Origin of the sequence: Gilliamella sp. wkB112 (assembly GCF_001690685.1) — a bacterium.
Taxonomy (GTDB): Bacteria; Pseudomonadota; Gammaproteobacteria; order Enterobacterales; family Orbaceae; genus Gilliamella; species Gilliamella apicola_J.
In genome coordinates, this window is the sequence record NZ_LZGL01000009.1 from 161346 (window position 1) to 184529 (window position 23184).

Sequence of the window (23184 nt, forward strand, 5' to 3'; positions counted from 1 at the left end):
TGTAGATAAAAGTCTCTCGTTGTAAAAATGAGAGACTTTTTATTTGCAAGTTACAGATTTTTGATGGCTAAATATTGCTGTTGTAATTTTGCTTTATCATCAATATAGCCTTGTTGTTTTTCTTTTTCTTTAGCAACGACTGCTGCTGGCGCTTTTTCAACAAAACTTGCATTAGAAAGCTTATCATCAATGCGAGCAATTTCACCATCAATACGTTCTATCTCTTTTGCTAAACGCACAAGTTCATCTTCTTTATTAATCAATCCAGCCATAGGTATTAACAACTCGGCACCTTCAACTAACTTAGTAACTGATAATGGTCCAGTTTCACCTTCATCCAATAATACGACTTCAGATAGTTTACCTAATGCTTCAATGGAATTAACATTATTACTTACAATACGATGTACAGTTGGCGATGCTTTACGAATCAATAATTGTAATGGTTTACTTGGAGCAATATTCATTTCAGCACGAATATTACGCACCGCTATTACTGCATTTTTAATCCAATTAGCATCAGCCATGGCTTCATCATTACTATATTGGTGATCGTATTTAGGCATTGGCTGTAGCATAATGGTATCTGCAGTGATATTCATTAAACCTTTAATATTTTGCCAAATGGCTTCGGTAATGAATGGAATAATTGGGTGAGCTAGGCGTAATAAAGCTTCTAAAACAGTTATCAAAGTGTGGCGTGCTGCTCTTTGTTGATTAGCGGAACCATTATTAAGTACTGATTTAGTAAATTCTAAATACCAGTCACAAAATTGATTCCAGGTAAATTCATATAAAATATTGGCAGCTAAATCGAAACGGTAGGTATCAAAGGCCTCTCGATAAGCTTTAACTGTTTGGTTAAATTCAGCCAAAATCCAGTTATCAGCCAGTGAATACTCAAACTCACCGCCATTAAATCCGCAGTCATGCTCTTCAGTATTCATTAATACATAACGACTAGCATTCCATAGTTTATTACAGAAATTACGGTAACCTTCTAGACGTTTTAGATCCCAATTAATATCACGCCCGGTTGAAGCCAAAGCAGCTAAAGTAAAACGTAATGCATCAGTACCATGTTCTTCAATACCATTAGGAAATTGTTTTTTTGTGCGTTTAGCAATTTTTTCAGCTAGTTGTGGTTGCATCATATTGCCAGTACGTTTTTCTAGCAGATCAGCTAAAGAAATACCATCAATCATATCTAAAGGATCGAGCACATTACCTTTAGATTTTGACATTTTCTGCCCTTCTTCATCACGAATTAGACCAGTCACATAAACAGTTTTGAAAGGAACTTGAGGTTTACCATGCTCATCTTTAATAAAGTGCATAGTCATCATAATCATTCTGGCTACCCAGAAGAAGATAATATCAAACCCAGTCACTAAAACATTAGTTGGATGAAAAGTAGCTAAATCATCAGTTTTTTCAGGCCAACCAAGTGTTGAGAAAGTCCAAAGAGCAGACGAAAACCAAGTATCTAACACGTCTTCGTCTTGAGTTAATTCAATGTTACTTGCAAGATTATTTTCACGACGAACTTCTGCTTCATCATGCCCTACATAAACATTGCCTTGCGGATCATACCAGGCAGGAATACGATGCCCCCACCATAATTGGCGGGAAATACACCAATCTTGAATATCATTCATCCAAGAAAAGTACATATTTTCATATTGTTTTGGTACAAATTGAATATCACCATTTTTCACCGCATTAATTGCTGGTTCAGCTAATACTTTGGCCCTTACATACCATTGATCGGTAAGCATTGGTTCAATGACTACTTCACCACGATCACCGTAAGGAATAGTTAAATTATGAGGTTCAATTTTTTCCAAAATTCCCATAGATTTACATTCTGCTACTACAGCTTTACGAGCAGCAAAACGTTCTAATTTTTGGAACTGGGCCGGAAGTTCGGATGAATAAACATCACTTGGCTCACCATTAGTATCAAAAACCTCGGCTTGTTGACGAATATCCCCATCGAAAGTAAAAATATTAATCATCGGTAATTGATGACGTCGCCCTACTTCATAGTCATTAAAATCATGAGCAGGTGTGATTTTTACACAACCAGTCCCTTTTGTCATATCGGCATGTTCATCACCAACAATAGGAATACGACGATTAACAAAAGGTAGTATGACAAATTTACCGATGAGATCTTTATAACGTGGATCTTCAGGGTTTACCGCAACTCCTGTATCTCCAAATAACGTTTCGGGACGTGTAGTCGCAACAACAAGATACTCCTTACCTTCTGATGTTTTAACGCCATCAGCAAGAGGATAACGCAAATACCACATTGAACCATTAACTTCATGATTTTCAACTTCTAGATCAGAAATAGCTGTACGCAATTTTGGATCCCAATTTACTAATCGTTTACCACGATAAATTAAATCTTCTTGATATAATCTAACAAAGACTTCTTTGACTGCATTAGACAAACCTTCATCCATAGTAAAACGTTCGCGATCCCAATCAACAGAATCCCCCAAGCGACGCATCTGCTGAGTAATACTGCCACCCGATTCAGCTTTCCACTGCCAGATCTTTTCTATAAATGATTCACGTCCATAATCATGTCGTGTTTTATTCTCTTCAGCAGCAATTTTACGCTCCACCACCATTTGGGTTGCAATACCTGCATGATCTGTTCCTGATTGCCATAAGGTATTATCACCTTGCATACGATGATAACGAATCAACGCATCCATAATAGTTTGTTGGAAGGCATGCCCCAAATGTAAACTACCAGTAACATTAGGTGGCGGAATAGCAATGCAAAAACTTGGCGCTAATTTATTGCCGTTAGGTTTGAAATAGCCACTTGCTTCCCAATGTTGATAAATAGGTTGTTCAATTTCTTGTGGATTATAAGTTGTGTTTTTCATAATTTAAGCATAAATCCTGATTCAAGAGATAAAAATGGTTCTATTCTACAGTAAATTCACACAACAATAAATTAGCAGAACCATAAAGGAGTAGATTTAATCTACACTTACAAAATAATCTAAAGTGCAAACTACTTTTTACAAAGATACTTTTATCTTTATTTTTAACTAATTAACTATCCATTCTATTGGGCAACAAATTTACCGCCACGACGGATCAAGTAAGTATCTAAACTGAATAGAATTAGTGCTAACCAAATAAATGCGAAAGTTAACAGTTTTTCAATATGAAAATTTTCGTGAAAATAAAATATTGCTAATAAAAAAACTAATGTCGGTGATAAATATTGTAAGAAACCAATTGAAGAATATGGTAGATGTTTAGCCGCCAGATTAAATAAAATTAGGGGAATAAGAGTTATTGGTCCTGCTAGCATGCATAACCATATCATGTGGCTATGCCAAAAATTAGGTGACAATGACATCGAATTAGTATGGAATAGCAACCAACCTATAGTGACAGGTAACAATGCCCAAGTTTCAATCATCATGCCGGGTAAAACATTAATTGGTACTATTTTACGAATTAGTCCATATAACGCGAAGGTAAGAGCTAAAAATACTGAAATCCAAGGTAATTGCCCCATTAGAATAATTTGAATCATCACACCTATTACAGCCAAAGAAATGGCTATCCATTGTAATTTACGCATTTTTTCTTTTAATACTAAGGTTCCTAATAGTACAGATAGTAATGGATTAATGTAGTAGCCAAGACTTGCCTCGAGCATATAGTTGTTATTTATAGCCCATACATAAGTAAGCCAGTTCATTGATAACATAAATCCTGTACCAAATAATATTAGGATGTATTTAGGGTGATTTAATAATGGCTGCCACCATTGTTTCTGTTTAATAAAAAAAACTAAAAAAGTACAACAGACTGCAGACCAAATAATACGGTGAATAATAATTTCAATGGCAGGAACTGACTCAATCATTTTAAAATAAATTGGGCTTAATCCCCAGATAAAGTAAGCAGTAATTGCTAAGATAAAAGCATAACTTTTCGACATATTAGTATGATTAAAATACTTAAAAAAATATTTTTTAATTGTATAACTTTACTCAGTAAAAGCAAAACATGAATAGCATCAGGGCATTATTGTTGTTAGGTATTTTAACTCGATTTATCAGTTTCCTAGCCGTTCTACAAACGATTGTAATTAGTTTTATTCACTCAGCTAATGGATAGTCATTCAGCAATACAGGAGGTGGCTGGGAATATTCTGCATTAATGGCTTTAACATCAGTTAGTTTAGCGCTCTTAGGAAATGGAAGATTTAGTGTTTCCCACCATAAACATCAAGAAGTTACTTAAGTAAAATCTTAATTGTATATAATAATTTAAAATAATATTTATATTAAAGGAAAGGTGGCACTTTATTATTAATACCTTTCCTAAGCTATTATATACTTATATTTTTTGATAGGACAAAGAACCAAATTGCAATAGTTAGATTTACTTTATATCTCCTAAATGCCAACAAACAGGTGGCAACTTATAACTTTTGCGAAATTCATTAGAGCAGACATAAAACTGTCATGTACTGTTTGAGCAGGAATAATTATATCGTCAAACTGTAGATCGCGAGTTGCACAGGCGTCATGAATTAGTATTGGTTGATAATTTAGTTCACATGCCATGCGGGAAGTTGAATCAACACACATATGACTCATCATGCCACAAATGACCAGTTGTTCGATGTTTTCCTGTTGTAATTTTGGTTGTAAATCCGTTTGATAAAAACTATTGGGAAAGGCTTTAGGGATAATATATTCGTGTGGGTAAATAGGTAATAAGCTACGGTGAATTTTAGCGCCATGACTGCCTTTAACAAAAAAATTTGCATTAGGATCGGATTTGATATGTTGAATATAGTAAATCGGTAAGCGTTTTACACGAAAATATTGTTGCAATTTTAAGGTATTTTGTAATGCTACTTCGCTATTAATTAAACTATATTTTCCATTAGGGAAATAGTCGTTTTGCACATCAATAATAATTAGGGCTTGTTTCATTTGATTTTCCTTGCGTTAGGCTTCTATTTATAATTATGCGATAATCATGCAATCACTAACATAGTCAATTGAAAGCAATCTTTATTACTTGCTTTCATGGTGAAATAATATGGATAAAAAAGATCGCGCTATTTTAGATCAACTCAAAATTAACAGCCGCCAATCATGGAAAGAGATTGGCAACAAAGTATTTTTATCTGGACAAGCCGTTGGACAGCGAGTATATGAACTGCAAGCAAATAATGTTATTGAAAAGTTCACAATTAAGGAAAAAACAGAATATACCCAATTTATTACTATTTTTATGAATTCAAACCAATTTGAATTATTTGAAAAAATCGTTAAATCTTTCCAAGAAATTCTTGAATTTTATAAGATTACGGGAGAGGGTTGCTATTTTATAAAAAGCAGCTTTACTCCACAAAATCTATCAATATTCATCGAAAAAATCGAGCCCTACTGTCGATATAAAGTTAATCACCAATTGAAAGCAATTATTTAATTAATGTGATAATCGGTATTATTTAATTATTACCTTGATTTTGTGTTTAAGTTACAAATACTTTCTTAAATAATTTAAATCAACTTTATTACAAATATTTTGGGGAAATTTTAACGAATAATAAAAAAGAGTTGCGAGCAATCAATTTTTGTTATATTTTGTTCACTAGTTTGTTTATTAATTTAATTAATGGTTTATATTTTATGAATTGTTTTTGCGTTTCAGTTATTAAACATCATCACCATCATCATCCCTGAATAGTCTTCGGGCGTTTGGTGCTGGAAGACATTTGATCTTCCGGTGATAACGCGAAAGCAAATAGAAAACCCTCGGAAGGTCAAGCTTCCGAGGGTTTTTTGTTTGTGGTTTATACATTTTTTGGATAAGTTGGAGAATAATATGTTGGATAATTCACGTTTACGCATTGCTATGCAAAAATCTGGTCGTTTAAGTGATGAGTCAAAAAAATTACTGGCTCAATGTGGTATTAAAATCAATCTTCAAGAACAACGTTTAATTGCTTTTGCTGAAAATATGCCTATTGATATTTTACGTGTTCGTGATGATGACATTCCTGGTTTAGTTATTGATGGCGTTGTTGATATTGGTATTGTAGGTGAAAATGTTTTAGAAGAGGAAGTCCTTGATAGACAAACTGAAGGTGAAAATCCTCAATATAAAAAACTACGCCGTTTAGACTTTGGCGGTTGCCGATTATCCATTGCCGCACCACGTGATTTTGAGTATACCGGTCCTGAATGCCTCAATAACCTACGTATCGCCACCACTTACCCTCACCTACTTCGTCGCTATTTAGCTCAATATAATGTGACATTTAAAACCTGTTTACTTAACGGTTCGGTTGAAGTAGCGCCAAGAGCCGGGCTGGCTGATGTAATTTGTGATTTAGTGTCTAGCGGCGCGACTTTAGAAGCCAATGGTCTGCGAGAGGTCGAGGTGATTTATAAATCAAAAGCCTGTTTAATTCAACGTCAAGGTGAAATGGCTCCTGCAAAACAAGCGTTAATTGATAAAGTGATGACGCGTATGCAAGGGGTTATCCAAGCACGAGAATCCAAATATATTATGTTACATGCGCCAACAGCAGTATTAGACGAAGTTGTGGCACTACTACCCGGCGCTGAAAACCCAACCATTTTGCCATTAACCGGTGAACAAAATAGAGTTGCTCTACATATGGTTAGCAGTGAATCCCTGTTTTGGGAAACCATGGAAAAACTAAAAGCACTGGGCGCTAGCTCAATTTTAGTACTACCAATCGAAAAAATGATGGAGTAATAATATGCAACTTTCTTATTGGCAACAATGTAATGATCAACAGCAAGCAAAATTATTAACTCGTCCGGCTGTGGCGGCATCAGATTCAATTAGTCAAGCGGTGTCAGATATTTTAGCCCAAGTAAAACAAAATGGTGATGAAGCCTTAAAAGCCTTTAGCAACAAATTTGATAAAGTACAAATCAAACAAATCAAACTTACCCAACAAGAAATTAAATTAGCCACAAGTCGTGTTGATGCTAAATTAAAACAAGCAATGCAATTAGCGGTTGCTAATATTGAAAAATTTCATCAAGCGCAAGTTAAACAAACTATTACCGTGGAAACAATGCCCGGTATACAATGTCAGCTAGTGACCCGACCCATTGATTCTGTCGGTCTGTATATTCCTGGTGGTTCTGCCCCACTATTCTCAACGGTATTAATGCTAGCCACACCAGCAAAAATTGCTGGTTGTCGTAAAATCATTTTATGTTCACCCCCACCAATTGCTGACGAAATTCTATATGCCGCTGAACTTTGCGGGGTAACGGAAATTTATCAACTTGGTGGTGCTCAAGCTATAGCGGCGATGGCACTGGGCACTGAGTCAGTACCTAAAGTGGATAAGATTTTTGGTCCAGGTAATGCTTACGTTACTGAAGCTAAACGCCAAGTTAGTCAACGCCTTGATGGCGCGGCAATTGATATGCCGGCCGGCCCTTCTGAAGTGCTGGTGATTGCTGACAGTTCGGCTAATCCTGCATTTATAGCCGCTGATTTATTATCTCAGGCAGAACATGGACCAGATTCACAAGTTGTTTTACTCACGCCAGATGAAAAGATGGCTAAAGCCGTCGCTGTTGAGGTTGATAATCAATTAGCACAATTATCAAGACGAGATATTGCACAAAAAGCGCTACAACAAAGTCGCTTAATTGTCACTCAAGATTTAGAACAATGTGTAAATATCAGCAATCGTTATGGACCAGAACATTTAATTATCCAAACTCGCAATGCAGATGAATTAGTCAATAAAATTAACAGTGCCGGTTCAATATTTTTAGGCGATTGGTCGCCAGAATCAGCGGGGGATTATGCTTCTGGCACCAATCATGTGTTGCCAACTTATGGATACACTGCAACCTATTCAAGTCTTGGACTGGCTGACTTCCAAAAACGCATGACAGTGCAAAAGTTATCACCCGATGGATTAACAGCCATTGGCAATGCCGTTGAACTGATGGCGCAAGCAGAACAACTGACAGCACATAAGCAAGCTGTTGCACTTCGTTTAGCTGTCTTAAAAGCCAAACAAGCATAATTAGGGGGAAAAATGGATATTAATCAATTAGTCAGGAAAAATGTACAACAGTTAACACCCTACCAATCGGCTCGCCGTATTGGTGGTAATGGCGATGTATGGCTCAATGCCAATGAATACCCAATTGCACCACATTTTGAATTAACCCAGCAAACTTTAAATCGTTACCCTGAACCACAACCAGAACAAGTGATTACTCGTTATGCGCAGTATGCCGGTGTTAAGTCAGAACAACTGATAGTCAGTCGTGGCGCTGATGAAGCAATTGAACTACTAATGCGGGCTTTTTGTGAACCACAGCAAGATAGTATTTTATATTGTCCGCCTACTTATGGCATGTACCAAGTTAGTGCCGAAACACTTGGTATCAAAACTAAAACTGTACCGACAAACGCTCAGTGGCAGCTCGATCTTGAGGGAATTAAAAACAATCTCGATACAGTTAAATTAATTTATGTTTGTTCACCAAATAATCCAACTGGCAATTTAATTAACCCAGAAGATATTAAAACCTTACTGACTATGGCAAAAGATCGAGCATTGGTAGTAATTGATGAAGCGTATATTGAGTTTTCACCACAAGCTAGTGTGGTAACTTGGTTAGCAAATTATCCACATTTAGTGATTTTACGAACCTTATCTAAAGCCTTCGCTTTAGCGGGTTTGCGTTGTGGTTTTACTATTGCTAATAAACCGGTTATTGATGCCTTACAAAAAGTGATTGCACCATATCCATTAGCGGTACCTGTCGCTGATATTGCCGCGCAAGCATTAAGTAAAGAAGGCATTAACAATATGAAGTTGCATGTGCTAAATATGAATAATCAAAAACAGAAATTTGCTGCCGGACTTGCACAATTACCCATTGTTGAACAGGTTTATCCTAGCGCTTCTAATTATTTATGTGTTAAATTTCAAGATGGAAAAGACGTTTTTAACAGATTATGGAATCAGGGAATTATTTTGCGAGATCAAAGCAAATCAACCGGTATTAACAATATGACTCGTGTAACCATTGGCACTCAAGCCGAGTGTGAAGCTGTAATTTCAGCACTAAGCGCGATTAACTAGGAGCGATAATGTTACAGAAATACTTATTTATTGACCGTGATGGGACTTTAATTACCGAACCACCTATTGATTACCAGGTTGATCGCTTTGATAAACTTGCTTTTGAACCTAATGTGATTCCTGCACTACTAAAACTGCAAGCTTCTGGCTATAAATTAGTAATGGTCACCAATCAAGATGGCCTAGGTACAAATAGTTATCCGCAAGCAGATTTTGATGGCCCACATAATCTGATGATACAAATATTTGCATCACAGGGAGTTAAATTTGAACAGGTACTTATTTGCCCACACTTTCCGGATGATAATTGTGAATGCAGAAAACCTAAAATCAAATTAGTATTACCTTATTTAACCAGTGGTAAACTGGATAAATATAATAGTTACGTTATTGGTGATAGAGCCACTGATATGCAACTAGCCGAAAATATGCAAATAAAAGGACTTCATTATGATCCTGAAAGTTTAAATTGGAACGAAATCGCCCAACGCTTAACAACAACTGATCGTTATGCTAAAGTTGAACGCAATACCAAAGAAACTAAAATACTAGTCGAAGTTTGGCTTGACCGCCAAGGTGGTAGCAAAATTAATACTGGTATTGGCTTTTTTGACCATATGTTAGATCAGATAGCTACTCATGGTGGCATAAAGCTCAATATCCAAGTTAAAGGCGACTTACATATCGACGATCATCACACTATCGAAGATACCGGACTTGCTTTAGGGGAAGCCTTGAAAAAAGCCCTTGGTGATAAACGTGGCATTACCCGTTATGCCTCAGTTATTCCAATGGATGAGTGTTTAGCCCAATGTGCAATGGATATTTCAGGTCGCCCTTACCTCAAATTTTCAGCACAGTTTACAACGCCAAAAGTGGGCGACATGAGCACGCAAATGGTTGAACATTTCTTCTATTCCATCAGTTATGCTATGGCAATAACACTGCATATTGCCACTGAAGGAGACAATGATCACCATAAAATCGAAAGCCTATTTAAAGCTTTTGCCCGAACCTTAAAGCAAGCGATTAAAATTGAAAGTAATCAGTTACCTAGCTCAAAAGGAGTACTGTAGATGAAGATAGTCATCCTCGACACTGGCTGTGCTAATTTGGCATCAGTCAAATATGCCGTGGAAAGATTAGGCTACCGACCAATAATTAGCCTTGATCCTGATGTGGTACTGAATTCTGATAAATTATTTTTACCAGGTGTCGGTTCAGCCTCTGCGGCTATGCAACAACTAAAACAGCGCAACTTAATTGAACTGATTAAAGTGTGCACTCAACCTATTTTGGGAATTTGCCTCGGCATGCAACTACTAGCGGAGCATAGCGATGAGGGTAATGTCGATACCATAGGTATTATTCAGGAAAAAGTAAGTAAGATCCCTGATTGCGGTTTACCATTACCTCATATGGGATGGAACCGGGTTACGCCTAAAGCGGGACATCATCTTTTTAGAGATATTCCTGATGGTTCTTATTTTTACTTCGTTCATGGATACGCATTACCACTATGCTCAGCAACTATCGCAGAAACCAGTTACGGCGAAAACTTTACCGCTGCCGTGCAAAAAGACAACTATTACGGCGTTCAGTTTCATCCCGAACGTTCTGGAACAACCGGTGCAAAATTATTGAAAAACTTTTTGGAGATATAATAATGGCGGTTTACCCAATGATTATCCCTGCGCTTGATTTAATTGATGGTACAGTAGTGCGATTACATCAGGGTGATTATCAGCAACAACGTGATTATGGTAACGATCCATTATTACGACTACAAAATTATGCACAACAAGGTGCAAAACTATTACATCTTGTTGATTTAACCGGAGCCAAAGATCCTAAAGCACGGCAAATATCATTAATCAAATCACTTATCAATGGAGTGCAAGTTCCGGTGCAAATTGGTGGCGGTATTCGCAGTGAAGATGATGTCAAAGCATTACTTGCTGCTGGAGCTGCTAGAGTTGTAATTGGATCCACAGCAATTAAGCAACCACAATTAGTTAAACAATGGTTCACTAAATATGGCGCCGAAGCCTTAGTATTAGCACTTGATGTGCGCATTGATGCCAAAGGCAATAAGTTTGTCGCTATTCATGGCTGGCAGGAAGATTCCGCACAGACATTAGAACAAGTTATCGACGATTATTTACCGTTTGGTTTAAAACATGTGCTTTGTACCGATATTTCCAAAGATGGCACATTAAGTGGCGCAAACATCCAACTTTATCAAGAAATCAGTAAAAAATACCCACAAATTGCCTTTCAAGCTTCTGGAGGAATTGGTCAATTAGAGGATGTTAAAGCACTTGAAAATAGTGGTGTTGCCGGAGTAATAGTAGGAAGAGCATTACTTGAAGGCAAATTTACAGTTCAGGAGGCAATTTCATGTTGGCAAAAAGGATAATTCCATGTTTAGACGTTCGTAATGGACAAGTTGTTAAAGGCGTACAATTTCGCAATCACGAAATTATTGGTGATATTGTTCCTTTAGCCCAGAGATATGCTGAAGAAGGAGCGGATGAATTGGTTTTTTATGATATTACCGCTTCATCTGATGGTCGAGTAGTAGATAAAAGTTGGGTGGCAAAAGTGGCGGAAGTAATAGATATTCCCTTTTGTGTTGCCGGAGGAATTAAAACGATTGAAGATGCGGGGCAAATTCTTTCGTTTGGTGCGGATAAAATTTCCATTAATTCACCAGCATTAGCTAACCCAGACTTAATTACCAAACTAGCTGAATGTTATGGTGTGCAATGCATTGTGGTAGGTATTGACACTTGGTATGACCAAGAAACTAATAATTATCAAGTCTATCAATTTACTGGTGATGAAAAACGTACGATTGCAACTAAATGGAATACTCTTGACTGGGTACAAGAAGTACAACGACGGGGCGCTGGTGAAATTGTCCTTAATATGATGAATCAAGATGGTGTACGTAATGGTTATGATATAAAGCAATTACAAGCAGTACGTAATGTATGTCAGGTACCATTAATTGCCTCTGGTGGCGCTGGGCGTATGGAGCATTTTTTATCAGCATTTAATGAAGCAGACGTTGACGGAGCATTAGCCGCTTCTGTCTTTCATAAACAAATTATCAATATTGGTGAACTTAAACAATATTTAGCTCAACATGGAGTAGAAATTCGATTATGCTAAATTCAAATTCAGTCACAACACTAAACCTATCACAACTTGATTGGCAAAAAGTGAATAATTTAATGCCGGTTATTATTCAGCATTATGTTTCTGGTGATGTTTTAATGCTAGGCTATATGAACCAAGATGCTTTATGTCAAACATTAGATAGTGGTAAAGTCACTTTTTATTCACGTACCAAACAACGGCTTTGGACCAAAGGTGAAACGTCAGGAAATTTTTTGAATGTCATCAATATCAATGCAGATTGTGATAATGATACACTGCTAATTTTAGTCGATCCCATTGGGCCAACTTGTCACAAGGGGACCAACAGTTGCTTTGCAGCTATTAAAACTGAATGGGGATTTTTATTCGAATTAGAACAAGTAATTGCATCACGTAAAAGTGCAGATCCTAAATCTTCCTATACAGCCAAACTTTATCATGATGGCACTAAACGAATTGCCCAAAAAGTGGGGGAAGAAGGTGTCGAAACTGCATTAGCGGCTACAGTTCATGATCAAGAAGAGTTGAAAAATGAATCAGCAGACTTAATTTACCATTTATTGGTATTACTACAAGATCAAAATTTGTCATTGCAAGATGTAATTGGTATCTTAAAAGCCAGACATAAATAACTATTAATACCCAAAAGTGCGATTGATTTCGCACTTTTATTTAACAAATTGGTAACTTAACCCCGTTAAATCTAGCTAGCACTTCAATATTATTTTCACATAATAATAGTTGTTCTATAGTTTGCTTATTTAAATGTGGTGAAAATTGACTTATGAAATCATACATATAACTACGCAAAAATAACGCGCGCGCAAAAACTACATAAGTGGTACTATACGGGAAAATATGCCCGGCATTGAGCACAACTAAATCGTCGTCATAATTATTATTTACCGCCATTTTAGCTACAATCCCCACACCTACCCCCAATTTGACATAAGTTTTAATCAAATCGGCATCAGTAGTACTAAATACAATATTAGGTGATTGATTTGCTTTAATAAAAGCTTGATTCAAATCAGAGCCATCATTAGAAAAATCATAACTTACTAATGGGTATTTTGATAATTCATCAATAGAGATCAAATTACTTTTAGCTAAAGGATGCTCTTTCATCACTATTACCGCTTGGTTCCAGTGGTAACAAGGTAGAGCAATCATATCATCACTCAAATCTGAAAGTTCAGTCACAATAGCAAAATCAGCTTGCCCAGTTTGCGCTTGTAATATGCATTGATTGGAAGAGCCTTGTTCCATATGCAAAGTAATACCTGGATATTGCTTCATAAACTGTTGAATAACATTAGGTAAACTATAACGCGCTTGAGTATAAGTGGTAGTAATTGTCAATAAGCCTTGGTTAGGTTGACTAAATTCTTTGGCGATAATCTTTATATCTTGCGATTTATTCAGTATTTCCCTAGCTAAAGCAACGATTTGTTGCCCCACTGGAGTTACTGCAGATAGATGTTTGCCTGAACGGGTAAAAATCTGGATGTTTAGCTCATCTTCAAGTAATTTGATCTGTTTGCTAATACCAGGTTGTGAAGTATAGAGTTTTTCGGATGTTAACGACACATTAAGATCATTATTAACAACCTCGACAATATAACGTAATTGTTGCAATTTCATGATGAAGGCTCCTTTAACCTTAGCTATCCTCGTTTTTTCAGTTACGAAACAACGAAAATTAATAAGGTAATCCTTTCACACTCTAGCACAAACAAAGACAAATTATTTAATACTAAAACGTATACCTGACCTGAAACATCTTTACAAAAGTTTCAGGCTTTGTTAGTTATTTTTTGCTATTTACCCATTTACCATCAATATATTGCATCACCCAACCAGTAGATTTACCATTTACTTCGGAAGTTACATATTGTTGTTTACTTTTACGGCTGAAACGAACAATAGATTGATTACCGTTAGGATCTTCACTTGGTGCTTCAGTTAAGTATAAGAATTTTTCTGGTAGACGATCTTTAAATCGCTGTAATTCTTCAATTAATGGTGCTCTGGTTTCTCTCGATTTAGGAAAATTATGAGCAGCTAAAAAGATCCCCGAAGCGCCATCACGTAATACAAAATGGGCATCAGATTTTGTACATTTAAGTTCTGGTAAATCAACAGGATCTTCTTTAGGTGGTGCAACATCACCATTTTTTAAGATCTTACGAGTATTTTTACAATCTGGATTAGTGCAGCCCATATATAAACCAAAGCGCCCTGATTTTAAATGCATTTCTGAACCACATTTTTCGCATTCAATAATCGGGCCTTCATAACTTTTTACCTTAAAGTTACCTTTTTCAACAATAAAGCCATCGCAGATTGGGTTATTACCACAAATATGCAGTTTACGTTCATTATCAAGTAGATAGCTATCCATTGCAGTATGGCATTTTGGACAACGCTTACGAGCCCTAAGTGCATCTGTTTCTGCAGTATCTGCTTCTTCTAAAATATTTAAGGTTTCATGTTCAGGGATTAAATTTATCGTCTGCTTACAACGTAGTTTTGGTGTTAAAGCATAACCAGAACAAGCTAGAAATACACCGGTACCAGCGGTTTTAATACCCATTTCACGACCACAATTAGGACATTTTATTTCAGGCGTTAAAACTAATGGATTTAATTGCATTCCACCCTTATCAGGATCTTGTTCGGCGATCTCAAGGTGCTCACTAAAATCACTAAAGAATTGATCTAAAACTTCACGCCATTCCTGCTTTTTATGGGCGATTTCATCAAGCGCATCTTCCATTCGCGCGGTAAAATCATAGCTCATGAGATCGTTGAAATTCTCACTTAATCTGTCAGTAACAATTTCACCAATTTTTTCGGCATAAAAACGTCGATTTTCTAAACGTACATAACCACGATCTTGAATGGTGGAAATAATGGTTGCATAAGTAGATGGGCGCCCAATTTCGCGTTTTTCAAGTTCTTTAACTAATGACGCCTCATTGTAACGTGCTGGTGGTTTAGTAAAATGTTGATTTGGATTTAAGTTATGTAAATTTAAAAGATCGTTAACGGCTACCATAGGTAACATTTTATCTTCATTATTTTTGCTAAGTTGCGGTTGTACTTTTGTCCAGCCATCAAAGCGTAAGGTACGACCTTTCGCCTTTAAGGTGAAATCACCGGCTTTAACTGTTATGGTCGTAGAATTATATTCAGCAGATGTCATTTGACAAGCCACAAATTGCCGCCAAATTAGTTGGTACAATTTACTGGCATCAGCTTCAACATCACTAAGATTTTCAGCTAATACCATCACATCTGATGGACGAATTGCTTCATGTGCTTCTTGGGAACCTTTTTTACTAGTGTATATATTAGGTGAACTTGGTAGATATTTATCTCCAAAATTTTTGCCAATATAATTACGAACCATGGCCACGGCATCTTGACTCAAATTGGTAGAGTCGGTACGCATATAAGTGATATAACCAGCTTCATAAAGTCGTTGGGCTAACATCATAGTTTTTTTAACACCAAAACCAAGGCGAGTACTAGCTGCTTGCTGTAAAGTTGAAGTAATAAATGGAGCTGTTGGATTACTTTTAGTTGGTTTTTCTTCAATATTAGTAACCTGATAACTACTCTTATTTAATTCAGATAAAGCAATATCAATAGCAAGTTTGTCTTTAGGTTCAAAAGCTTCGTCTTTATAGTGAGTAACTTGTAAAGTTAACAGCTCTTGGTTAGTAGTGGTTAAATCAGCAAAAAGATCCCAATATTCTTCTGGAATAAATGCGTGAATTTCGCGTTCACGTTCTACTACTAAACGTACAGCTACCGATTGAACTCTTCCGGCTGATAACCCACGGGCAACTTTTTTCCATAATAATGGCGATAACATAAAGCCGACAACTCGGTCCATAAATCGACGAGCTTGTTGTGCATTAACGCGATCCATATCCAGCATTGATGGCTGATTAAAGGCATTCTTAATCGCCGTTTTAGTAATTTCGTTAAATACCACTCGACGGTATTTACTATCATCCCCACCAATCACATCTTTAAGATGCCACGCAATGGCTTCCCCTTCTCTATCCAAGTCGGTAGCAAGGTAAATCATATCGGCATCTTTAGCTAATTTTTTAAGTTCAGAAACTACTCGTTCTTTGCCTGGTAAAATTTGATAATGTGCTTGCCAACCATTGTAAGGATCAACACTCATACGATCGACTAAAATTTGTTTTTCTGAACGTTTTACTTTTTTCTCTGTTTTATCTTTGCTTGTTTTTTCGGCTCGTTGGCTACTACCACTTACCGGAAGATCACGAATATGACCAACACTGGATTTAACCACGAAATCTTTGCCAAGATATTTATTAATCGTTTTTGCTTTGGCTGGTGATTCCACAATAACAAGGGATTTTCCCATAATTAAACCTATTTATCCTGTTGTTTGTTTTATTTATTATCATTGTTCACATCAAGCAGTGACAATAAATCATCTTTAATTGTCGATACTTTAGTTGCATATTGCTCTTTTTGCTCTGCGTCTTCAATTAATTGTGTAATTGTTTTTGATAACGTAGAACGGCGGCGTTTAGCCAAATTAGCTAGGCGTTGCCAAACTAGAAATTCCAAATCAATGGATTTTTTTCGTGTATTTTGTTGTTCTGCGTTAAAATGTCGTTTCCGTTTAGCCCGAATTGTTTGCTTCATGCGATTATCTAAATCGGGATTTAAATGTTGTTTTATCCAATCAACGACGCCAATTGGATTATGTTCTAATAACAATAATTCATTAACGGCATGTTGTGCAGCACTTTTTTCAATATAGCAAGTTATCGGCTCACCCTCTAAATGCCTTTTTACTAAATAATGCCACTTCCAACCACTTTCAAGATTTTCTAGCTGTTGATATTTCATCGATTTACCATGTGACGCTGTAACTAAAATAAATTATTTGTAGCATAATCATCGTACACAATAAAGAAAATTATTGCATTTTACAAATTTTTTATAAATTTAATGTTGTTTCAAGCTGGAATCAGATCTCTATTCTAAACAATAATGAATAATAATAGTTAAGGTTAGTATTCTTTGTTATAGCATTATTATAATTAACTTAATAAAAAATAGTGATAACTATTAGCCATTAAATTTATAATAACTGATATCCCAAAAGAAATATTCTAAATATAACAGGATAAGCATATAAATATGTTGAAGGATAATCGGAAATGATGACCACAATAAAATAGCCTAACTTCAATTTATTACCAACAACATCAACAATAATTGTTGATGTTGTTGGTATCTATTATTCAACCTCAGGGGTTGATGCTTCTTCAACAACAGTCTTTCTGGTAAAGTGTAAAATAGCAGCAATGATGAATGCACCAATAAACATATCGATAACATACCACATAGCACCTTTAGTAACACCACCTAGAGCAACAAGTCCTCCAAAAGCGACTAACGAATCAATACCATGAATCATACCTAACATACCTGCAACCGCAGTACCAATAACAATAGCAATGATAACACGTTTAGGATCTTTAGCTGCAAAAGGAATGGTACCTTCAGTGATACCGGCAAGAGATAAGAAGAAAGCTGTAATACCAAATTCTTTCTCTTCTTTAGTATATTTAGAACGTGAAACAATTAATGATGAAACTGCTAATCCTAATGGCGGAATTGCACAACACATACGGAAGACACCGTTAGGACCATAAACGCCTTCAGCCATTGCAGCTAAAGTAAATGCCGTTGCAGCCTTACTACAAGGTCCACCCATATCAAGCGCAGCTAATACCCCAATACCTACACCTAACAATGCGGCATTAACACTAGATAAGCCTTTTAAGGTTTCAACCATTGCTTTAACAAACCAATCTAAAGGATAAGATAAACCATATATATAAATTGGAGCCATCACTAGTAAGGTAACTGTTGGAATGATCATCACCGGCATAACGGATGCAATAACTGGATGCACTTTGACTGTTTTAAACCATTTAACAAAGTAACCAATCAAAACACCAAAAATCATGGCTCCAATAAATCCAGTGCTTACTTGGTTTGCACCAATAGGATTATTAACGACATACCCCATAATAAATGCAGGTGCTAAAGCTGCATTACCACCAATTGAATATGCCATATAAGCAGCCAGTACAGGGACCATCATGGCAAAACCATAAAGTGCTACTTGTTGTAAATCTGCAAAAAATTGGTTACTTGGTAAAATAGTATCGCTGGTTACATTACCAGTCATTAAAACAAGTGAAAACAGTATACCTGATGCAATAATCACTGGTAAGAATTTACTAATCCCTGTATTTAACGATCTGAATATCTCCTTGCCAATACTATCTTTATTTACTTTAGTTGAAATTGTATCTGCATCATTAAATATATTGACGGTATTTTTGACTGCTTCACCAGTACTCACTTTAATTACATTTTTAAAAGGTTCTAATCTTTCAGCATTCTCAATCGAAATATCGGTTGCCAATAAGATCACATCGGCACTTTTAAGATCTTGCTCAGTTAATACATTATCAATACCTGCAGCACCCTGAGTTTCAACTTTACACTCCCATCCCCGTTTTTTAGCCTCATTTTCAATTTTTTGTTTCGCAATATAGGTATGAGCCATTCCAGCAGTACAAGCACAGATAGCCACAATTTTTTTATTATTCATATAATCCTCTTATTTTATTTGCAACCGATTGAATATCACTATTAAGTAAATCTTCTACAAACTCATCCATAGCCAAATTAGATGCTAATTTAGCTATAATGGTTAAATGTTCTTTATTTGCATGTTCTGGCGCACCGATCAAAACAATTAGTTTAACTTTATTGCTATTATTCCATACCACACCGTTCATGTTTTTAGCAACAGCAATAAATGGTGTTTTTACCGCACTACTTTTAGCATGAGGTAATGCAATATCAGGCACTACATCTGTTTCCATCTCCTGTTCATGTGTCATTACATCAGCAAAAAATTTGTTTACATCACTAAGATAAGGCTCGCTTTTAGTTGCCATTAAGTTAATGATAGATGATTTTTGACTCATCGAATCGTCGATTAAATCAACAGGTACAACAGGAATTAACTCCATAAATATATCCTCTTTATTAATAACAATTGTTAGCGTTAATACAATGTATTAAGAATTTTGGCTTCGCATAAATATACATTGATTTATATAAACTTACACTTATTTTATTTAATTAATTAATAGTAATTTTTCGTAAGTTTACTGGCGAACAAATTTATTAATCTTTATTATTTGGTTTAGTTGATTTAACTTTAACTAATGATTTTTAACAATTCGTATATACTTATAGTTTTGGATACTAAAAATGACTAAATTAATGAATGATATGAATAATGATTGTTTATAATTTAGGTTTTTAAATGCAAGATAGTAAATAATGGTTGGATTAGTTATTACTTTGCTGCTTATTGGTATTGACTTTATGTTGATCGATACTGAGAAACAAAATTATGTATGAGAAAATAAAAAATTAACGAAATATCTATTTTGAAGAATTTAGAAATGTTATTCGCATCATTTCACCGAGCTTAACCGATGAAATGATGATTTTGTAGAAATAATTAATAGGCTTAGCTTAACTATTATTCACCAAAACCTGTAGCAAAAAGTTCACGGATTTCATCCATGGCGGCTTTTTCATCTTCACCGTCACAAATAATTTCGACGGTTGAACCACCTTTAACTCCAGCACCAAGCAATCCCATCATACTTTTTAATTTAATTACTTTTTCATTATAAACAAGTTCAATTGTTGATTTATAACGGCCAGCTAATTTAACCAGTGTTGTTACCGGGCGTGCATGAAGTCCAGTTGAATTCTTAACTATCATTTGCTCTTTTAACATAATAAAATCCTTATTTATATTTTTAAGTGAATTAAACGTGAATATTTATATCATAATTTTTTAATTTTTGCTCTTTTTTAGCTATAATTTTTTTGCCTATTTGTAGCTTCATGTTGTTTTATTTAAATAATAACACAACTTTTATGCCCAAAAATAACGTACTACATGGAAAAAAATTGGTGCTGCGAAACAAACTGAATCTAAACGATCAAGAATTCCTCCATGACCACCAATTAAATTGCCCCAATCTTTTACCCCACGATCACGCTTAATGGCAGACATGACTAAGCCCCCCATAAACCCAAATAATGTGATCAACAAAGAAATCAGACCTGCTTGAATAAAACTAAATGGCGTAATCCAAAAAATACTGGCGCCAATTAAACTCGCTGATAAAACGCCACCTAAAAAACCTTCAATCGTTTTTGAAGGAGATAAATTAGGCGCAATTTTATGTTTACCAAATAGCTTTCCGAATACATATTGCAATACATCAGAAATTTGCACCACCAAAATTAAAAAAGCAATCAGTAATAAATTGCGGTCATAATAGCCGTTAATTTTTAATGCCAATAGCGCCGGCACACAAGATATACTGTACACGGTGATCATCAGTCCCCATTGAACTTCTGCCGTTCGTTCTAAAAAGTTATTGGTCGAACCTGTGATCGAAGATAAAATAGAGAGCAACAAAAAAGCATAAACTGGAATAAAGATACTAAATAGACCATACCACGATATCGCAACCAAAATATACTGACCCGGTAGTGCTATACAAAAAGCGAATAAAAGAGCATAATAATCGTAACGTGTAACTGGTGTTAATATAAGAAATTCGCGTAAGGCAAAACCTGATGCAATAAAAAACAAAAAAATTACTGCTAATTTACCTAACAAAAATGCAAGACCTATAATCACCACCATAACCCACCAGGCATTTATACGGGTATTTAGGTTATCTATCACACTATTAGGTGCTTTAACACGACATTTTAATACCCAACCAATAACTGAAGCGACCACCAGAAAAATTCCGATTCCCATAAAAAGCAATAATGTATCATGTTGGTAACTAGACATCCCCTTCCCCTTATTGCTAATTAAGCATTAAAATTTCCTATAAATTCATTACTGACAGATTGTTTAATGTAAAAATATTCCAGTTATAAAGGTTACTATCAATAATAGTAACTGGACAATTAACATTATCAACTGCCTTTTTAATAATTGCATTGTGCCATGTTGGCGATCAACCAATGTTCTTTGCTCACGTGAACCTGCTTTGATAAGATTTAAATTCACTAGCGTTTCATCTAATTCAAGTAATGTTATAGGCAATTGTTCTAAATGGTTAGCTAAATAGTCAAATAGCTTCTTATCAAGATAAAGTCTTAGCGCGTAATATTTCCCAATCAAACCTATTAGAAATATGACGGTACAAAAAATTGTTAACAGCGAGATATTAGTCCACCAACTTGAAATTATCGCAATACCTAAAGCTAAAACTGTCAACAACTGTGAAAAGCAATCAATTGGTTTACTGATGGCAAGTAAACTACAAAAGGTCATTAATGTGGTTTTATTTATGTTATCAGTTATTTCACTATGTTGAGTCTTAGACATAACTATTTCCGGTTTTGGGTTTGTAAAAACCAGTTTATTAAAATTCGGCGTTGTTGTTCTGAAATAACAATATGTTGACGACTTTGTTTTACCATATTTATGGCATCATCAACATTGTTTACTTGGTTTGTCCATAATAACCAAGCAATAATTGCAGTCGCACTTCGAGAATACCCCAAAGCACAATCAACTAATAATTTCCCTTTTGATTGATAATGTTCAATAATTGTTGCTACCTTCGAGCAATCATGAGATGTTAATGGCGTCATGTCCAGAATAGGTACTAACACATAATTGCCGTCAAACTTGCCAATAGGTAACTCAGCACAAAGATCAATAACTGTAATAAATTTATTATGCGTAAGTACATTAGTTGATGGGATCCGTCCTAAATAAATATTTTCGTAGATATGATTTATGGCTTGGCATTTATAAGTCCATAAACGTGAATTTATCCACATGATAATAAAATAAGGAAAATATAGAAGTGTCACTGCTAAATTGAAATGTCCATTTGTCTGTTTTTGAAATCCTTTCGCACCAAAAAGAAGATAATTAGCTGATACCAGCAAAAATGCCCCCGATAACCATAATAACCACAACCCCCACGTTTGTATATAAATAGCTAAACCAAAGGACAATAAACAACAGACAAAATAGATATAACTCCATAAATATTGTTTAGGTAATTGGCAATTTTTTAATGGTGATGAATCATTAGCAGGCCATAACCAAATACAAAAACAACCAACCCAGAGCCCGGTCGGAATATCAAAAAAATGATGTTGCCAGGTAGTTAATACCGATACACCGATTAACAAACACCAAATATGCAATAAATAACGACAATAAGAGTTTAAGTAGTTATTATAAAAAGCCCATAAGATAACCAGTAAAGTAATATGTAATGAAGGTGCTTGATTAAAGGGTTTATCAAATCCCATTAAAACATCGAATAACCAGCCTGACAATCCATCTAAAGCAGGACGTTCAAAACTGAATTTTAATGGAAACGATAAAAAACAAATAATACAAATAATTTGTGCAGACAAAAGACGTAAGCAGAGTGTTTTCAGTGATTGTCTAGAATTGGTTAATAAAATTGCTAGACCATACATAAAGTCTATCGACCAATAAGGTACGATAGACCAAGGTAATAGTGGAATTGAAACTTCCCAATCAAAAACTAAGCACCCTACATCATCGCGAGTTGAACTAAGCCAATTAGCAAAATTATAACTAGCAAAGAAAAAGACTGATAGACCAACCAACCAAATAAATTTATATAAGATAAGTCGATTCAATCTAAACTTTAACATTTCAGTCATTA

Annotated in this window: 21 protein-coding genes and 1 other annotated feature; of the genes, 9 read left to right on the plus strand and 12 right to left on the minus strand. The window is 35.4% G+C overall.

The features are described 5' to 3' along the window. Positions 1-50: 50 nt before the first annotated feature. From A9G12_RS03160 to A9G12_RS03170, 3 genes are all read right to left on the minus strand, one after another. On the minus strand, positions 51-2909 hold the full coding sequence (locus tag A9G12_RS03160) for a valine--tRNA ligase (protein WP_065564415.1): 2859 nt from the start codon (positions 2907-2909) through the stop codon (positions 51-53). A 185-nt stretch (positions 2910-3094) separates the two neighbouring features. Continuing rightward, positions 3095-3985, minus strand: a complete 891-nt coding sequence (gene rarD / locus A9G12_RS03165) for an EamA family transporter RarD (protein WP_065564416.1) — start codon at positions 3983-3985, stop codon at positions 3095-3097. A gap of 460 nt (positions 3986-4445) precedes the next feature. Beyond that, positions 4446-4991 carry a cysteine hydrolase family protein gene (locus tag A9G12_RS03170; RefSeq protein WP_065564417.1) on the minus strand — a complete coding sequence of 182 codons (546 nt, stop codon included), beginning with the start codon at positions 4989-4991 and terminating at the stop codon, positions 4446-4448. A 109-nt stretch (positions 4992-5100) separates the two neighbouring features. On the opposite strand from A9G12_RS03170, the gene A9G12_RS03175 reads away from it, so the two are divergent. The 9 genes from A9G12_RS03175 (at position 5101) to hisIE (ending at position 12963) form a co-directional block, all read left to right on the plus strand. Continuing rightward, positions 5101-5493: an Lrp/AsnC family transcriptional regulator gene (locus tag A9G12_RS03175; RefSeq protein WP_065564418.1), complete on the plus strand. Its 393-nt coding sequence runs from the start codon at positions 5101-5103 to the stop codon at positions 5491-5493. 235 nt (positions 5494-5728) lie between these two features. Further along, positions 5729-5854 (plus strand) — a sequence feature (His leader region). 38 nt (positions 5855-5892) lie between these two features. Continuing rightward, the gene (hisG, locus tag A9G12_RS03180) at positions 5893-6792 is read left to right on the plus strand and encodes an ATP phosphoribosyltransferase (protein ID WP_065564419.1); all 900 of its coding nucleotides are present in this window, start codon (positions 5893-5895) and stop codon (positions 6790-6792) included. Positions 6793-6796: 4 nt separating this feature from the next. Beyond that, positions 6797-8095 (plus strand): histidinol dehydrogenase, encoded by a 1299-nt coding sequence (gene hisD / locus A9G12_RS03185; protein ID WP_065564420.1) that lies wholly within the window; start codon positions 6797-6799, stop codon positions 8093-8095. A gap of 12 nt (positions 8096-8107) precedes the next feature. Continuing rightward, entirely contained in the window at positions 8108-9166 is a 1059-nt protein-coding gene (hisC, locus tag A9G12_RS03190) for a histidinol-phosphate transaminase (RefSeq protein ID WP_065564421.1), read from the plus strand. A gap of 8 nt (positions 9167-9174) precedes the next feature. Further along, positions 9175-10242, plus strand: coding sequence for a bifunctional histidinol-phosphatase/imidazoleglycerol-phosphate dehydratase HisB (gene hisB / locus A9G12_RS03195; RefSeq protein ID WP_065564422.1), 1068 nt, complete (start codon positions 9175-9177; stop codon positions 10240-10242). Beyond that, on the plus strand, positions 10243-10830 hold the full coding sequence (hisH, locus tag A9G12_RS03200; RefSeq protein WP_065564423.1) for an imidazole glycerol phosphate synthase subunit HisH: 588 nt from the start codon (positions 10243-10245) through the stop codon (positions 10828-10830). It begins immediately after the preceding gene. 17 nt (positions 10831-10847) lie between these two features. Next, positions 10848-11585 (plus strand): 1-(5-phosphoribosyl)-5-[(5-phosphoribosylamino)methylideneamino]imidazole-4-carboxamide isomerase, encoded by a 738-nt coding sequence (gene hisA, locus A9G12_RS03205; RefSeq protein ID WP_065564726.1) that lies wholly within the window; start codon positions 10848-10850, stop codon positions 11583-11585. Continuing rightward, positions 11567-12343: an imidazole glycerol phosphate synthase subunit HisF gene (gene hisF, locus A9G12_RS03210; RefSeq protein ID WP_065564424.1), complete on the plus strand. Its 777-nt coding sequence runs from the start codon at positions 11567-11569 to the stop codon at positions 12341-12343. Before hisA ends, hisF begins: the two co-directional genes overlap by 19 nt. After that, the gene (gene hisIE / locus A9G12_RS03215; protein WP_065564425.1) at positions 12337-12963 is read left to right on the plus strand and encodes a bifunctional phosphoribosyl-AMP cyclohydrolase/phosphoribosyl-ATP diphosphatase HisIE; all 627 of its coding nucleotides are present in this window, start codon (positions 12337-12339) and stop codon (positions 12961-12963) included. The genes hisF and hisIE overlap by 7 nt, the downstream gene beginning before the upstream one ends. Positions 12964-13003: 40 nt before the next feature. Here hisIE and cysB read toward each other — a convergent pair whose 3' ends face one another. The 9 genes from cysB to A9G12_RS03260 all read right to left on the minus strand — a co-directional run bounded on the left by cysB (position 13004) and on the right by A9G12_RS03260 (position 23173). Continuing rightward, a complete protein-coding gene (gene cysB, locus A9G12_RS03220; protein ID WP_065564426.1) occupies positions 13004-13975 on the minus strand; it encodes an HTH-type transcriptional regulator CysB in 972 nt (323 codons plus the stop codon). A gap of 166 nt (positions 13976-14141) precedes the next feature. Continuing rightward, positions 14142-16742 (minus strand): type I DNA topoisomerase, encoded by a 2601-nt coding sequence (topA, locus tag A9G12_RS03225; RefSeq protein WP_065564427.1) that lies wholly within the window; start codon positions 16740-16742, stop codon positions 14142-14144. A 29-nt stretch (positions 16743-16771) separates the two neighbouring features. Then, positions 16772-17236, minus strand: a complete 465-nt coding sequence (matP, locus tag A9G12_RS03230) for a macrodomain Ter protein MatP (RefSeq protein WP_065564428.1) — start codon at positions 17234-17236, stop codon at positions 16772-16774. 394 nt (positions 17237-17630) lie between these two features. After that, positions 17631-19019 (minus strand): PTS fructose transporter subunit IIC, encoded by a 1389-nt coding sequence (locus A9G12_RS03235; RefSeq protein WP_065564429.1) that lies wholly within the window; start codon positions 19017-19019, stop codon positions 17631-17633. Continuing rightward, complete coding sequence (locus A9G12_RS03240) at positions 19012-19446, minus strand: PTS sugar transporter subunit IIA (RefSeq protein WP_065564430.1); 435 nt, start codon at positions 19444-19446, stop codon at positions 19012-19014. Before A9G12_RS03240 ends, A9G12_RS03235 begins: the two co-directional genes overlap by 8 nt. 521 nt (positions 19447-19967) lie before the next feature. After that, entirely contained in the window at positions 19968-20231 is a 264-nt protein-coding gene (locus tag A9G12_RS03245; RefSeq protein WP_065564431.1) for an HPr family phosphocarrier protein, read from the minus strand. Positions 20232-20372: 141 nt separating this feature from the next. Then, positions 20373-21311, minus strand: coding sequence for a phosphatidate cytidylyltransferase (locus A9G12_RS03250; protein ID WP_065564432.1), 939 nt, complete (start codon positions 21309-21311; stop codon positions 20373-20375). Between the two features lie 63 nt (positions 21312-21374). Next, positions 21375-21854, minus strand: a complete 480-nt coding sequence (locus A9G12_RS03255; protein ID WP_065564433.1) for a hypothetical protein — start codon at positions 21852-21854, stop codon at positions 21375-21377. Positions 21855-21856: 2 nt separating this feature from the next. Then, positions 21857-23173, minus strand: a complete 1317-nt coding sequence (locus A9G12_RS03260) for a phosphatase PAP2/dual specificity phosphatase family protein (protein WP_065564727.1) — start codon at positions 23171-23173, stop codon at positions 21857-21859. Positions 23174-23184: the final 11 nt, after the last annotated feature.